The sequence below is a fragment of the Paenibacillus xylanilyticus genome (assembly GCF_047246825.1).
Classification (GTDB): Bacteria; Bacillota; Bacilli; order Paenibacillales; family Paenibacillaceae; genus Paenibacillus; species Paenibacillus xylanilyticus_B.
In genome coordinates, this window is sequence record NZ_JBFOLB010000002.1 from 1,029,975 (window position 1) to 1,045,412 (window position 15,438).

12 protein-coding genes are annotated in these 15,438 nt (G+C 47.7%); 1 reads left to right on the top strand and 11 read right to left on the bottom strand.

What is annotated here, in order from left to right; all coding sequences use genetic code 11:
- Positions 1-29 precede the first annotated feature (29 nt).
- From AB3N00_RS19365 to AB3N00_RS19405, 9 genes are all read right to left on the bottom strand, one after another.
- Positions 30-1,328 carry an NCS2 family permease gene (locus tag AB3N00_RS19365; protein WP_413036026.1) on the bottom strand — a complete coding sequence of 433 codons (1,299 nt, stop codon included), beginning with the start codon at positions 1,326-1,328 and terminating at the stop codon, positions 30-32.
- A gap of 240 nt (positions 1,329-1,568) precedes the next feature.
- Positions 1,569-2,327, bottom strand: coding sequence for a ThiF family adenylyltransferase (locus tag AB3N00_RS19370; RefSeq protein WP_413036027.1), 759 nt, complete (start codon positions 2,325-2,327; stop codon positions 1,569-1,571).
- 18 nt (positions 2,328-2,345) lie between these two features.
- Positions 2,346-4,124 (bottom strand): aspartate--tRNA ligase, encoded by a 1,779-nt coding sequence (aspS, locus tag AB3N00_RS19375; RefSeq protein ID WP_413036028.1) that lies wholly within the window; start codon positions 4,122-4,124, stop codon positions 2,346-2,348.
- A gap of 224 nt (positions 4,125-4,348) precedes the next feature.
- On the bottom strand, positions 4,349-5,602 hold the full coding sequence (hisS, locus tag AB3N00_RS19380) for a histidine--tRNA ligase (RefSeq protein ID WP_413036029.1): 1,254 nt from the start codon (positions 5,600-5,602) through the stop codon (positions 4,349-4,351).
- A 725-nt stretch (positions 5,603-6,327) separates the two neighbouring features.
- Entirely contained in the window at positions 6,328-6,774 is a 447-nt protein-coding gene (locus tag AB3N00_RS19385; RefSeq protein ID WP_413036030.1) for a hypothetical protein, read from the bottom strand.
- An 85-nt stretch (positions 6,775-6,859) separates the two neighbouring features.
- Complete coding sequence (locus AB3N00_RS19390; RefSeq protein ID WP_175397172.1) at positions 6,860-7,366, bottom strand: type 1 glutamine amidotransferase domain-containing protein; 507 nt, start codon at positions 7,364-7,366, stop codon at positions 6,860-6,862.
- Positions 7,367-7,681: 315 nt separating this feature from the next.
- On the bottom strand, positions 7,682-7,849 hold the full coding sequence (locus AB3N00_RS19395) for a hypothetical protein (protein ID WP_413036031.1): 168 nt from the start codon (positions 7,847-7,849) through the stop codon (positions 7,682-7,684).
- Between the two features lie 74 nt (positions 7,850-7,923).
- A complete protein-coding gene (gene dtd, locus AB3N00_RS19400) occupies positions 7,924-8,385 on the bottom strand; it encodes a D-aminoacyl-tRNA deacylase (protein ID WP_347383696.1) in 462 nt (153 codons plus the stop codon).
- A 12-nt stretch (positions 8,386-8,397) separates the two neighbouring features.
- Positions 8,398-10,575, bottom strand: a complete 2,178-nt coding sequence (locus tag AB3N00_RS19405) for a RelA/SpoT family protein (protein ID WP_413036083.1) — start codon at positions 10,573-10,575, stop codon at positions 8,398-8,400.
- A 373-nt stretch (positions 10,576-10,948) separates the two neighbouring features.
- On the opposite strand from AB3N00_RS19405, the gene uraA reads away from it, so the two are divergent.
- The gene (uraA, locus tag AB3N00_RS19410) at positions 10,949-12,265 is read left to right on the top strand and encodes a uracil permease (RefSeq protein WP_413036032.1); all 1,317 of its coding nucleotides are present in this window, start codon (positions 10,949-10,951) and stop codon (positions 12,263-12,265) included.
- A 184-nt stretch (positions 12,266-12,449) separates the two neighbouring features.
- Here the strand turns inward: uraA and AB3N00_RS19415 are convergent, their stop codons facing one another.
- Both AB3N00_RS19415 and recJ read right to left on the bottom strand, forming a co-directional pair.
- The gene (locus AB3N00_RS19415; RefSeq protein ID WP_175397168.1) at positions 12,450-12,962 is read right to left on the bottom strand and encodes an adenine phosphoribosyltransferase; all 513 of its coding nucleotides are present in this window, start codon (positions 12,960-12,962) and stop codon (positions 12,450-12,452) included.
- 37 nt (positions 12,963-12,999) lie between these two features.
- A complete protein-coding gene (recJ, locus tag AB3N00_RS19420) occupies positions 13,000-15,408 on the bottom strand; it encodes a single-stranded-DNA-specific exonuclease RecJ (protein ID WP_413036033.1) in 2,409 nt (802 codons plus the stop codon).
- Between the last annotated feature and the right edge of the window lie 30 nt (positions 15,409-15,438).

Here is a 15,438-nt window from a genome sequence, read left to right on the forward strand (position 1 = left end):
GTATGACTTGTCCATGCGTTCTAATTTTTTTACAATACCCCATGCAATACAAAGTTGGCCAGAAACAGAATGGCAATACCGTACATGACCTTCGGCACCTGCTTCCCTTTGCCCGCCGCCAGCTTCGCTGCCGGATACGCAATGAATCCAAATGCCATGCCGTCCACGATGCTATATGTAAATGGAATCATGACCATAATCAGAAAAGCCGGAAAAGCCTCCGTAAAATCACCGAAATCCATATCCTTCACACTTTGTACCATCAAGCCGCCAATAATGATCAAAATGGGAGCAATCGCGCTGTCTGGTATGTAACCAAGCAGCGGGATAAAGAAAAACGTAGCTCCAAAAAGCACAGCAGTAACCAGAGGGGTCAATCCTGAGCGTCCGCCTGCAGCAATCCCGGCAGTCGTCTCTGCCGCAGCCACAGGAGGGCTACTTCCGAATACACCTGCGAGTACGGTACTAATCGATAGTGCACGCAAGCTCCCCTTGAACCTTTGGGAACGACCAATCAGATGAGTCTGAGCCGTAATCAGTCCGATATTTTCAAATACAACAATCAGCAGCAGCAGGAATACTGCGATCCAGAACGCCACATCCGCCAGTTTCACCAGAGACAGCTCTCCAAACAAACCGCCATATTGACGCAATGCTTCTATAGCTGACACAGATTCGCCAGGATTCACGGCACCGAGTACGTAGGCAAGGCCTGTCCCTGCAAGAATACTGATCAGGAGTCCGCCCTGTACATTGCGTATAAATAAAACCAGGGCGATTACGAGAGTAACACAGGCGGTGATCACTCCAGGATCATTAAAATGTCCGATAGCCACAAATGTGGTCTGGTGTGCGATAACAATTCCGCTTTTTTGCAGACCGATGAACGTCAGGAACAGACCAATCCCCACGGTGATCCCATGCTGCAGGTTCTTCGGAATAGCCTCGCTAATCATTTTATATAGTGACGTAAATGCAACAACTGCAAACAGCACACCTGTGACGGATACAACCGCCAAGGCTTCCTGCCAGCTCAGTTTCATCGAATGTACGAGTGTGTAGGTGAAAAACGCATTAATACCCATTCCAGGTACAACGATAATCGGCGATTTACCTCCAAAGGCCATCAGCAAACAACCGGCAATAGATGTCAGTAGTGTACCCACCATAGCCGCCTGCAGCGGCATTCCGGCATCAGCAAGAATTGTTGCATTGACCATCACGATATACACCACGGCAAAATAGGAGATGGCTCCCGCCACAATTTCCTTCTTCCACTGGTCTTCCGGCTCAAGGCCGAGACGTCTGGTCATCCATCCTTGTTTCATTCGTTCCGTTCCCCTCTCTCATGCTGCTGTTTCTCTATGTATTTATCATCATTTCGCGCAGCACCACATATCATACACGGTTTTGGGATTGAAGTACATCACGTAACCCTGACATTTGTTAAGGTTTTAAGCCTTTTTTATTGCGGCTTCGGTTGGCTCCTTTGCCCGTAATCACGTGTTATGCCATGCAAAAAAGCGCAGGTACCTTGTCGGTACCTACGCTTTTCCTTTCACAACAGGTTACTGTTGCTTTTTCTCTGCATTTTCAATCAATTCCTTCACTGCCACACTGACCATAATCAGTCCAGCTACCGGCGGAACAAAAGCATTGCTCGCTGGCGGCTGTTTGGCCTTGCGAATTTCAGGGGCGTTCTCAGGAACAATCTTCTGTGTAACATCCTCACGCGGCTTCAATGGTTCTTCCGTGGAGAATACCACTTTTACGCCTTTTTTGATGCCTTCTTTGCGCAATTTGGTGCGAACCACACGGGCAATCGGGTCCATGGACGTTTTGGAGATATCCGCAACCTGGAATTTCGTCGGGTCCATTTTGTTCGCTGCCCCCATGCTGGAGATCACCGGAATGTTACGTTTGAGGCATTCCTTAATGAGATGGATTTTGTAGATGATCGTGTCGGATGCATCCAGTACGTAATCCAGTTCATATTTGAACAGTTCCTCATACGTTTCTTCCGTGTAAAACATGTTCAACGCAATTGCATCACACTCGGGGTTGATCAGCTTCACCCGTTCAACCATCAGATCCGCTTTTTTCTGACCCACGGTCGTTGTCAAAGCGTGAATTTGACGGTTAACATTGGTAATGTCCACCACATCCTTATCAATGAGGATGATGCGTCCAACCCCGCTGCGAGCGAGGGCTTCAACGGCCATACCGCCGACGCCGCCGATACCAAGCACGGCGACTGTACTATTTTTCAAGGCATCCAGACCTTCCGGTCCAATCGCCAGTTCTGTTCTCGAAAATTGATGGAGCATTGAGAATCGATGCCTCCTTTATTTCTTTTCCGCCACCGGTTTACGGGCTACACGGATGTGAAGTTGTTCCAATTGAGACCCGTCTACTTCGGACGGTGCATTCATGAGCAGATCGGTTGCACTTGCCGTTTTCGGGAAGGCAATCGTTTCACGCAGGTTTGTGCGGCCTGCCAGCAGCATCACCAGACGGTCGAGACCAAAGGCGATTCCGCCGTGTGGCGGCGTTCCATATTCGAATGCTTCGAGCAGGTATCCGAATTTCTCATTGGCTACTTCTGGAGAGAGTCCCAGGGCAGCGAACATTTTTTCCTGAACATCACGTTTGTAGATACGCATCGAACCGCCGCCCACTTCATAGCCGTTCAGAACAAGGTCATAGGCTTGAGCACGAATTGCACCCGGATCTGTGTCAAACAGATGCACATCTTCGTCTTTTGGACGTGTGAACGGATGGTGTTCTGCTACATAACGTTTAGCATCTTCATCATATCCGAGGAGTGGGAAGTCCACAACCCAGGCAAATTTGAATTTGCTGTCATCAATCAGTCCGAGTTGACGGCCGATTTTCAGACGCAATGCGCCAAGAACGTCAGCAACCACTTTTTTGTTGTCAGCGGAGAAGAGCAGCAAGTCGCCTTCTTCAGCACCTGTGCGTTCTTTCACGGCTTCGATCTCTTCCGGAGTAAAGAACTTCACGATTGGTCCTTTGAACTCGCCGTCTTTCACTTGAATCCATGCCAATCCTTTTGCACCGTAACGTGCTGCGAATGGTCCGAGGTCATCAATCTCTTTACGGCTCCATGTGCCACAGCCTTTGGCGTTCAGCACTTTCACTTCTCCACCTTTTTCGATGACAGAAGCAAATACTTTAACACCACTGTTTGCTACGATATCATTCATTTCCACCAGTTCCATGCCAAAACGCAGATCCGGTTTGTCTGAACCGTATTTACCCATCGCATCTGCATACGTAATGCGTTGGAAAGGCAGTTCCAGCTCAATGCCTTTGGTTTCACGCAGCAATTTGGCCATCAGCTCTTCCATCATTGGCAGCAGGTCATCCTGCTGCAGGAAGGAAGTCTCGATGTCGACTTGGGTGAATTCCGGTTGACGGTCTGCACGCAAGTCTTCATCACGGAAACAACGTGCGATCTGATAGTAACGCTCAAGTCCGCCGACCATCAGCAATTGTTTGTAAATTTGCGGTGATTGCGGCAGGGCGAAGAATTCACCTTCATGCACACGGCTTGGTACGAGATAGTCACGCGCACCTTCCGGGGAGCTCTTGGTCAGAATCGGTGTTTCCACTTCAACGAATTCTTCTCCATCCAGGTAATCACGGAACACTTTGGATGCTTTGGAACGCAGTTTCAACGTTTCAAACATTTCCGGACGACGCAGATCCAGGTAACGATATTTCAAACGAAGCGACTCGTCGACTTCCACACCATCTTCGATGAAGAATGGAGGTGTCTTTGCTGCGTTCAGCACTTCAATCTCCGTAATTTGCACTTCGATTTCGCCTGTAGGCAGGTTTTTGTTTACGGTCTCTTCGTCACGTTTAACGACTTTACCCGTTACCGCGATAACATACTCACTACGCACTCTGTCTGCGATTTGCAATGCTTCGCCAGAGTAAGCCGGGTTAAATACCACTTGTACAATACCGCTGCGGTCACGCAGATCAATAAACAGTACGCCCCCCAGGTCACGGCGGGTCTGTACCCAGCCGTTCAATGTTACCGTTTCGCCGATGTGTGCGGTCGTTAATGCGCCGCAATGATGACTTCTTTTCATAACCAAACTCCTCATTATGTGAATTTCCGTTCTGTGTAAGCAGGCCAAGGCCAATACTCCAACAGCGCGGTTGCGTGAAGACAATTTTATCGAAAAGGCATTGTACTTACGGGAGTCTCCAACATTCCCAGATAAAATAGTGATTGCTTGCAGACCCCTGAAGCTGCCGAATCATTCCATTGTTGAATCAACTTGTTTAACAGCTGACTGTTTCTGTTGCACTCTTATTTGGCTCCCTGAATGGTTGCAATCAGCTCTTCCAGTTTCACGGTTTGCTGTTCACCTGTGTCCATCGATTTAAGTGCAATCTCTCCACGTTCCAGCTCATCGTCGCCAAGAATCGCCGTGTAGCGGGCTTTATATCGATCCGCCGATTTCATTTGAGCTTTCATCTTGCGACCCAGATAGTCACGTTCACCCGAAAGACCGGACTGACGAAGTTTAAACAACAGACGGTTGACTTCCCGGTCCGCTGCTTCGCCGAGGGCAACAAAATACACATCAAGCGGAGCAAGGGCACTTACATCAATGTTTTGGTGCTCCAGAATCAGTTGAATGCGTTCCAGCCCGATACCAAAACCAATGCCCGGTTGATCCGGTCCACCAATGTCCCCAACGAGGCCGTTATATCTGCCGCCGCCACCTACAGTATCAATGGCACCGATACCCTGAGCTTTCAATTCAAATGCTGTCATGGTGTAATAATCGAGTCCACGTACCAATCTTGTGTTCACTGTGTAATCTACGCCAAAATCTCCCAGAAGACTTTGAACTTTCGCAAAGTGATTCGTTGCTTCCTCGTCCAGGCTATCCAGAATGGATGGTGCACCGACAAACTTGTCCTGGTCCACCTTGCAATCCAGAACGCGAAGCGGATTACGTTCCATGCGGTTTTGACAATCCTTGCACAAGGTGTCTTTCATCGGTCTCAGGAAACCAAGCAGTTCTTCACGATAAGCCGCACGACTTGCGGCATTACCAACCGAGTTTACTTCGACTTTGACATCTTTTAATCCAAGCTCGACACAGAACTGATAACCGAGCGCGATAACTTCTGCATCGATCGCCGGATCCACTGCTCCAAATGCCTCTACGCCGAACTGGTGGAACTGACGCTGACGCCCTGCCTGCGGACGTTCATAGCGAAACATTGGGCCGACATAATAAAGCTTCGTTACATCCGGCTCCCCATAGAGTTTATTCTCTACAAAAGCACGTACAACGCCAGCGGTTCCTTCCGGGCGGAGGGTCATGCTGCGATCTCCCTTGTCCTTGAACGTGTACATCTCTTTCTCAACGATGTCTGTTGTCTCTCCTACACCCCGCTCAAACAGTGATGTCTGTTCGAAGATTGGTGTGCGAATCTCCCGATAATTAAACCGGCGACACAGATCCCTTACTTTCTCCTCTACAAACTGCCACTTCTCCACTACCCCAGGCAGCAAATCCTGAGTTCCCGTTGGTTTCTGAAAAGCCATCTTCCATCCCTCCAGCATCTATTTTTCTCTAGATAACAAAAAAATCCCTCGCCCTGTCGCTGTTGTAACAGCAAACAAGGGACGAGAGATTGTGTTTATACATTCACCCGTGGTACCACCCACATTCCGGAACTCCTGACACATTCGCCGTTCAGGTGATCTTCTGATCATATGGGACTGCCTTACAGCAATCCAATCAAAAAATCATTCCGCTCTACGTGTAACGCACGTCCTGCGCAGGCCGGCTAATGGCTATCAGATTATTAGTCTGATGTGTTCGCCGTCTGTTCTCGGGGAAGTCATTCGTCCGCTCATCAAGAGAATCCTTACAGCCTGGGGATTCCTCTCTGGTCATGTGGGCACGGAGTACTTGGTCCCGTCATCAAATCATCATGATATCGTTTTAAGTTATAGTATAACCTTTTAAGTTAATTTATTTTCTGATTGTAATGAACCGCAGTACTAAAGTCAAGGGCTAACATGATCAGACAGCAAAAAAAAACCTGCACACGGTGTGCAGGCTCAAAGGATATATAAAAAAAGGGGGTCATGCTTGTTATTATAAACGCCCTATGTTAAAGCCTTATGTAACTAATATTACAGTAATATTACAAAAATGATAGCGCTTTATAAGCGGGTGACTTAGTATCATCAAAAAGGCCCTTGCGAGCAGCACCGACTCTAAAGTCAGGCGTCGCAAGGCCCTAAATGAAGGGATCTACACGTTAATTCAATTCTTCCACATAGGCATTGTTGGAACGAAGTTTATGAATAATTTCGTCATAATCCTCATCCTGGACTTTGGCAGACAAAACATAATGCAGATCATCATAATCGTCCGAGGATACGTCTGCCGCATCGAGCAAGTCTCCATCCTCATTCACATTGTCGCGTGGTCCCCGGTCAGCATTTCGATCCACATTGCTAACCACAGGAACGACGTTCTCGCTGGCAGGAACCCCTGGCGCCGTTCCTACGCCCATGGCTCCATTTGTACCTGCACCACCCGCGGTGTTATAAGGCACCAGCGGTAACATGATGCGTCTGTCTCTGCCAATCGCACTGTCCAGCTGCCCTACCTCCAAATGCTCCGTCCGAAATGTCTGAAGTGAAGTTCTTGCACCTTCTGCCTCATCTTCGGTTCGAAAATATGCCTGAATATGCTTTGCCATGTCAAACCCTCCTTTATCGGAATAAATTGCATCATTTATGGTGCAGATTAACTTGATAACAAGCTAATCGATTACCCGTGACCGATTATATGACTTTTAGCAGTTCACGAACAAATGCAGGCTCATCGGCTGGCGTTCTTGATGTAATGTAATTGCCATCCACTACAGCCTCATGATCCTTAAATTCAGCACCTGCATTGACCATATCATCCTTAAGCGGAGGATAGGATGTAATGGTCCGCCCTTTCAGCAGGTCAGCGCTGGCCAGAATTTGCGGGCCATGACAGATAGCCGCGATTGGCTTCTTCGCACTGTTTATCTCGGTTACAAATTTCAGAATATTTGCATCCGTACGCAGATTTTCAGGAGAGGATCCCCCTGGAATTACCACAGCGTCATAATCTGAAGCAGACACTTCTGAAATCGCCTTGTCTGAAGTATAGGAGGCCTTGCCACCTTTACCCTTGAGCGTTTCTCCTGCCTTCAAACCGATGATTTCCACATCGTGTCCGGCCTTTTTCACCTCATCATATGGAACCTGCATTTCCGAATCTTCAAAATCGTTCGCCAATAAAAAAGCAACTTTACTCATAACGTACGTTCTCCTTTCCGTGTTCGAAAAATCTTTTCATATTCGGGTGTTGCAGAACTTTGTAATCTACAAATTCAGAAAATCCGTTTACAAACCCTGAACCTCGGCACAATCATGTGCCTCGTGTTGTTATTACCCTAACCGCAGCTGTTTATAACAGCTCACGCCTTCAATATTCTTTCCGACATACAAATACGGCTGCAAACCAAAAAGCCCTGATTCAAACATCGAATCAAGGCTTTTTGGTCCGCTACTATGGAGTAAGCTTCAACATATATATGACTACCTGCTTGCAAATTGTTCTTTCAGCATAACTTAGGCACGAGGAAGACGACACTGCTCTCCCTTGTCCGAATTCTGGGTAGACCAGATCGCAGCCACGCATTCAGAAGCTGCACGAGCCAGTTTCAGCGACTCATACAGGTTTCCGGGAATAAGCAGTGGTTCTGTGCGGGAACGTGTTATCTTGGCAGACTGACGCATAATGAGAGATACTCCTTTGATCAGCTTATGCTAATTCTTGAATCTTCCTTCATTATCGCCTGATCCCCATCGAATTATGCACGTGCTTCCTGACGAACGGGGCTTTCCAGCATTAGCGTCACGGGTCCCCAGTTCGTAAAGGACACATCCATCATGGCTCCGAATCTCCCTGTTTCCACCTGAATGCCTTTATCCCTCAATAGTTGATTAAAGGTCTCATATAATACCTCAGCTGCTTCAGGTCTGGCTGCAGCTGCAAAGCTTGGTCGTTTCCCCTTGCGGCAATCGCCGTATAGAGTAAATTGGGAGACGGATAGGACAGCGCCACCTACATCTACCAGGCTAAGGTTCATCTTTTCCTGATCATCCTCGAAAATCCGAAGTCCGGCAACCTTGTCTGCCAGGTATACTGCATCCTTTTCCGTGTCTTCATGGGTTATCCCCACGAGCAGCATTACGCCGGATTCAATCCGTCCCGTTATTTCGTCTCCAACCGTTACCTGAGCCTCTTTGCAACGTTGCACAAGCACTCTCATCTTACAGGCTCCTTATTGCATGATCCGATGCACTGAGTAGACATCTTTCACCCGTTTGATCCGTTCAACAACAGAATGCAGATGCTCTGTATTGCGAATCAGAATCGTAACGTGCACCAATGCTAATTTATTTTTGTCTGTCCGTCCGGTGACAGCAGATATATTGGTTTTACTTTCGGAAACGGCCTGAAGCACCTCATTGAGCAAACCATTGCGATCATGGCCGGTAATCTCAATATCTACACTGTAGTTGGCTTCAATATTCTCTTCCCACTCGACCTCGATAACACGAGCTGCTTCTTCTCCATCTGCACTTGACGGGATATTCGGACAGTCACTCCGGTGAACAGAAACGCCACGTCCCCGTGTAACATATCCGATGATATCATCCCCAGGTACAGGATTACAGCAGCGTGCAAAACGAACAAGCAAGTTATCAATGCCTTTGACACGAATGCCATTGGTTGGACGATTTTTGCGTTCAGGGGCAGGCTTAAGCTCGCGCATCTCGGAATTTAATTCCAGCAAACTGGACTCTTCCTGCTCTTTGCGCAATTTCTCGGTTGCTTTGGTCACGATCTGTGCAGCGGTAATTCCACCGAATCCAACAGCCGCAAGCATATCTTCGATATCGTTAAAGGCATATTTTTTGGCAGCTTCCATCAACTTGTCATCGGTCATCCACGCAGAAGGATCAAGCCCCATGCGTTTCAGTTCACGCTCACAGCTTTCGCGGCCTTTTTCAACGTTTTCTTCGCGGCGTTCCTTTTTAAACCATTGCTTGATCTTGGCTCGTGCATGAGATGATTTCGCAATTTTGAGCCAATCCTGACTTGGACCATAAGAATGTTTGGACGTCAAAATCTCGATGATATCTCCGGTCTTCAGATGGTAATCAAGCGGAACGATGCGACCGTTCACTTTGGCACCAATCGTACGGTTTCCGACTTCGGTATGGATTCTATACGCAAAGTCCAGCGGCACGGAGCCTGTAGGCAGCTCAATGACTTCGCCTTTTGGCGTAAACACAAATACCAGATCAGAGAAGAAGTCCATTTTAAGGGATTCGACAAATTCAGATGCATCCTGCGCTTCATTTTGAAGCTCAAGAATTTCCCGGAAGAACGTAATTTTATCTTCAAAATTATTTCCGGTGGCCGCACCTTCCTTGTATGCCCAGTGGGCCGCAATCCCGAATTCGGCAGTACGGTGCATATCCCATGTCCGGATCTGAACCTCGGTTGGTTCGCCATTGGGGCCAACCACCGTTGTGTGGAGCGATTGGTACATGTTGGCCTTCGGCATGGCAATGTAATCCTTAAATCGTCCAGGCATCGGTTTCCATAGCGTGTGAATAATACCGAGCGTAGCATAACAATCCTTGATATTATCCACAATAATACGAATCGCAAGCAGATCGTAGATTTCGTTAAACTGCTTGTTTTTCGTTGTCATTTTCTTGAACACACTGTAAATATGTTTCGGACGACCAGACAGATCTGCCTGAATTCCCATTTCATCAAGCTTGGTCGTAATGCCGTCCATGACCGTATCAATGTACTGCTCACGTTCTGCACGCTTTTTGTGCATCAGGTTCGCAATGCGATAGTATTGCTGCGGATTCAAATAACGGAGGGCGATGTCCTCCATTTCCCATTTGATCGCAGAGATACCCAGACGATTCGCAATTGGACAGAAAATCTCCAGCGTCTCATAAGAGATTCTGCGCTGGCTTTCTTCCGACTGGAATTTGAGTGTCCGCATATTATGCAGACGGTCAGCCAATTTGATAACGATGACACGGATGTCCTGCGCCATGGCGATGAACATTTTACGATAGTTTTCGTTCTGCTGCTCTTCCTTGGAGCGGAACTGAATACGTTCCAGCTTCGTCAAGCCATCAACAAGCATGGCACACGTATTGCCGAAGTGATTGCGGATTTCTTCAAGCGATACCGTAGTATCTTCTACAACATCATGAAGAAGCGCTGCTATTATGGAGATGGTGTCCATCTGCATGTTCACAACAATGTCGGCAACCGCAAGCGGATGCAGAATATACGGTTCTCCCGATTTTCGCGTCTGTCCATGGTGGGCCTGATCAGCAAATTCGTAAGCTTCACGTATGCGCACCAGATCGGGTTCTTTGATATAAGCTCCGGCCTTCTCGAGTAATTGCTCTATGCCCATTCTGATCTGTTCCGTGTCCTTTCTATACAAAATGGAACCCGTGACAAATGTATCAACACAGGTTCCCCGTAAAAGTAATTTCCTATAATTATGACGCTTCGCCCGTTTCCCGTCAACTGCTGACGAATAAGAGCATATATCCAATTTTTTAAAAGAATTTATGACTGTTCCATCAATTTGTTAATAATCCCCTTCACCGGGATTGAACCGTGGCATTATCTTAATTATTATGGCCATTTATATGCGAAATAGAATCAACATTTGATAAAAAACGTACATTCGAAGCCAAAACGCAAAAAATGTTATTGCTTAATTAAGAGAAACTCTGTAATCTATTGAAGATTTGTGTTTCGGAAAAGGAGATGAATATTCATTGCAACGCGAAATTCAGGTTAATCAGAAGATGCCACTGGGATCTGGCTCCCTGCTCAGTCTGCAGCATTTGTTTGCCATGTTTGGCAGCACGGTGCTTGTGCCGAATCTGTTCGGGGTCGATCCAAGCATGATCCTGTTAATGAACGGTATCGGAACATTGCTTTACATATTGATGTGCAAAGGCAAAATACCTGCATATCTGGGCTCCAGTTTTGCTTTTATCGCACCTGTATCATCCGTTTTAGCTTCACATCCGGGTAATGGCTACTCCATGGCTCTCGGTGCATTTATCGTAACAGGCATTGTATTCTGCGTTGTGGCTCTGATCATTAAATACGCCGGGACAGGCTGGATTAATGTTGTGTTCCCTCCGGCAGTGATGGGTGCCATCGTTGCCCTGATCGGTCTCGAACTCGTGCCGGTTGCAGCTGGAATGGCCGGTCTGATCAATTCTGACCCTGCGGGCAACCCCAATTGGGTTCCTGAAGCCAAACCCATTATTTTATCCATGGTTACTCTCGGCATCACTGTAATCGGAGCCGTAACATTCCGCGGATTCCCCAAAATCATTCACATTCTGATCGGGATTGTATCCGGATATGTACTTGGATACTTTATGAAAGCAGTCGAAACGGAAAAAATCGCCAATGCTGATTTCATCTCACTGCCAACCGTAACAACACCTACATTTGATTGGTCTGTTGTCTTCACCATTTTACCTGTAGCGCTTGTTGTTATTGTGGAGCACATCGGACACTTGCTCGTAACGAGCAGCATTGTTGGCAAGGATCTTTCCAAAGACCCTGGTCTCCACCGTTCCCTGCTCGGAAACGGCGTTTCCACTATTCTGTCAGGCTTTGTTGGATCCACACCAAATACAACCTATGGCGAAAATATCGGTGTTATGGCACTTACAAGAGTCTACTCCACGTACGTTATTGGTGGCGCAGCCATTATTGCGATCGTGCTTTCGTTCTCTGGCACATTCTCGGCGCTTGTAGCCAACATTCCGGTACCGGTTATGGGTGGTGTATCCCTGCTTCTGTTTGGTGTCATTGCCGCATCCGGATTGCGTATTCTGGTTGAACAAAAAGTAGACTTCGCTAAGCCGACTAACCTTCTGCTGACGACGCTTGTACTTGTGATCGGATTAAGCGGAACTCAGTTATCGATCTACGGTGTACAATTGAAAGGTATGGCGCTCGCTACCATCGTCGGTATCTTGCTGAGCCTATTGTTCAAATTGTTTGAAGTACTTGGCTGGTCCAACGATCAATCGGAGAAACAACCGCTGACAGAAAAAACACCCGATTGATACACTCGCTGCATACACCTGTACATTCTGAATTACGCACGAAAATACGAAAACACAAAAAGCCTGCTTTCTCAGTTCCTAAGAATTGAGAAAGCAGGCTTTTTATAATCATTAATGCTGTATATTATTTCCCGGGAAACGGGAGATGCACTTTAAATTGTGAGACAGCACGAATGCAGGGATCTTAGTAGTTCATCAACGTGAATACTTCAATCTCCGGCAATTTAGCGCGTCCATTCAGGTCAGACAGCTCAATCAGGAATGCGGCTCCTACAACTTTGCCTCCCAATTGTTCAATCAGGTTAACGGAAGTTGCAATCGTTCCGCCCGTTGCCAGCAAATCGTCAGCAATCAGAACATTTTGTCCTTTTTCAATCGCATCGGTATGCATCGCAAGCGTATCCTTGCCATATTCGAGATCATAACCTACTTCGATCGTCTCTCCAGGCAATTTTCCGCTTTTGCGAATCGGAGCAAATCCGACACCAAGAGCGTATGCCAGAGGAGCGCCCACAACGAAACCACGTGCTTCAGGTCCAGCAATGACATCAATTTTGAGATCAGAAACCATTACTTTCAGCTCATTGATCGCCTTGCGGTACATTTCTCCATCCTTCAACAATGTCGTAATGTCCTTGAAGCTGATTCCCGGTTGTGGAAAGTCAGGAATGACACGAATATACTCTTTAAAATCCAAAATAATCTCCTCCTAAAATAAATAGCACAACTTCCATTTAAGATACGCCCTTCATCCGGGATATCATCCATTGTGTCAGCTGCGGTGTAGATGCATCCAGCAATACCTGTTCTGTTTCGGCCATGCTTTCCAAGGCCTGATAATGACGGGACGAGGTTAATTCACGCTTGGGCGGGTTATCCACAAACGATATCTTGCCATCGTTTCGGGTGATGAACGATAATTCTTCAAATACATCCAGCATCATCGTGATCATGCGCGGCGAACATCCACACTGACGACTGAGCACAGGAGTAATCTCTTGTTCCTCTACCGGTTCGGCTTTCCATTTCGACACCAGCATATAAATTCGCTTGAAGAGTTCTCTAGAAGGCATCTGAAGGCGATCTCGGCGGTTGCCTGATCCGTGCAGAAGGATGATATTCTCGGCTCCGCTGAACATGGCCAGCATGGCTTCAAGTTGTTCCGGGGTTTCCGGCGTATCAAACACAAATAACGTCCGGACCTGTTCCTGTCCATAATGCTGCGCAGCAGCATTAAACGGCAACAAACCGACCTTTCTATCATATACCCAAAGGCACGGTTCATACAATGAATTTCCCTCAGAAACATTTGTTTCCTTTCGGACAATTGCACCGATCGAACCAGATGTATATTTTAAATGTACTTCAAGTGAACTTAGGAACTGTTTCATGGCGTTCAGCGGATCAGCGTTTCCGCGCAAGTCAAACACTTGAGCATGAGGGACATGAATGTCCTGAAGCATCAATTGCGGTTTCCGCATCCCATTCCACTCATTAATGGACAGTTCACCCATAACATCAATAAGAGTACCCGCAGGTAAAAATTCAGCCAAAGCTCCCTTTCCAAAAGCAACGGTTTCAAGCTGTTGCCCATCCTGTTCGAGAACCAGTTTCAGATGGCGTTTCTCCCGGCCCATGGTTCGAGTTTCTTTTACCGTTACATTCCGCAAGACGAAACGGGGAGAAGGGTTGCTCATGCCAAACGGTTGAAGCCTGTCAATCTCCTGAATCACTTTCAACGGCACATCACTGATTCTGCATTCGTCATCTGCCAGGCGCTGAGGCATAAAATCCTCTTCCGTTAATACGGCCGCGGCAAACTCATTCAGTCCCGACTCCAGCTCTTCCAACTGATCCCGATGGAGGGTCATGCCTGCGGCTGCCGGATGTCCCCCGTAATGGTCCATGGTGTGCTTATAGGCTGTGAGAGCCTCATAAATATCCAAGCCTTCAATGGAGCGAGCAGAGCCTTTGCAAACACCACTCTCTGGGTCGATCCCGAGAATGAGTGTTGGTCGGTAATAACGCTCCAGCAATTTGGATGCCACAATGCCAACCACTCCAACATTCCAGCCTTCTCCCGCAAGAACGATCACATCCGGAACTTTTCCGGAACGGAGCTGAATTTTCTGCTCCAACTGCGCGCTGGCTTCCTGAAGTATGCCCTCAACAACCTGCTGTCGTTCCCGATTGAGCAGATCAAGTTGCCCTGCAAGCATATGAGCCTCATCCAGATCCTCGGTGGTAAGCAGCGACACTGCTCTTCCGGCATGATCCAGACGTCCACTGGCATTAATTCGTGGAGCCATCGCAAAAGCGATATTGATTGAGGTAACCTGGCTCTGATCCACACCGCTAATTTCAAGCAGTGCACTGACGCCGGGAAGACGTGATCCCCGCATGGACTCGACGCCATAACTGACAATAACCCGGTTCTCTCCTTCAAGCGGCATCAGATCGGCAACGGTCCCGATGGCTGCGATCTCCATCCATTCGCCAGGCACCTCACCGATCAGGGCTTGGGCCAGTTTTAAGGCCACACCAGCGCCGGCCAACCCTTTAAAGGGATATGGACAATCCGGAAGTTTCGGATTAATCAACGTATAGGCTTTAGGCAATACTTCGGGTGGTTCATGATGGTCTGTGACTATAACTTCCATTCCAAGTGATGATGCATAGGCAATCTGCTCGACTGCACTGATTCCTGTATCAACCGTGATGATTAGTGAAACACCCTGTTGATGGGCCCAATCCAGCGCATGGTTGTGCAGCCCATAACCTTCATTGGAACGATGAGGGATGTAGATATCATAGGATGCCCCAAGATGCCGCATTAAATGGATCATCAGAGAAGTACTGGATACCCCATCCGCATCGTAATCCCCATAAATTAAAATATGTTCTCCGCGCTCCAGCGCAAGCCGGATACGGGGGACAGCTTCCTTCATGCCGCGGAGCAGATAAGGATCGTGCATCTGCCCTAGATCGGGATGAAGAAACCGTTCTGCCTCTGTTTCATTATGGACTCCCCGGCTAACCAGCAAACGTCCAACAAGTCCTGAAACGGAAAGCGCCTGCGAGAGTCCCGCAGCCGCCTCCAGATCGATATTCGGTGTGTTCCACCGGTATTGCGAATAAAGCAATGATAACGCTCCTTTCCTGATCTACGGGAC

Excerpts from the sequence above, each read along its gene's own strand:
- AB3N00_RS19365 (WP_413036026.1), bottom strand. The coding sequence starts at position 1,328 with ATGAAACAAGGATGGATGACCAGACGTCTCGGCCTTGAGCCGGAAGAC.
- AB3N00_RS19370 (WP_413036027.1), bottom strand. The coding sequence starts at position 2,327 with ATGCTCCATCAATTTTCGAGAACAGAACTGGCGATTGGACCGGAAGGT.
- aspS (WP_413036028.1), bottom strand. The coding sequence starts at position 4,124 with ATGAAAAGAAGTCATCATTGCGGCGCATTAACGACCGCACACATCGGC.
- hisS (WP_413036029.1), bottom strand. The coding sequence starts at position 5,602 with ATGGCTTTTCAGAAACCAACGGGAACTCAGGATTTGCTGCCTGGGGTA.
- AB3N00_RS19385 (WP_413036030.1), bottom strand. The coding sequence starts at position 6,774 with ATGGCAAAGCATATTCAGGCATATTTTCGAACCGAAGATGAGGCAGAA.
- AB3N00_RS19390 (WP_175397172.1), bottom strand. The coding sequence starts at position 7,366 with ATGAGTAAAGTTGCTTTTTTATTGGCGAACGATTTTGAAGATTCGGAA.
- AB3N00_RS19395 (WP_413036031.1), bottom strand. The coding sequence starts at position 7,849 with ATGCGTCAGTCTGCCAAGATAACACGTTCCCGCACAGAACCACTGCTT.
- dtd (WP_347383696.1), bottom strand. The coding sequence starts at position 8,385 with ATGAGAGTGCTTGTGCAACGTTGCAAAGAGGCTCAGGTAACGGTTGGA.
- AB3N00_RS19405 (WP_413036083.1), bottom strand. The coding sequence starts at position 10,575 with ATGGGCATAGAGCAATTACTCGAGAAGGCCGGAGCTTATATCAAAGAA.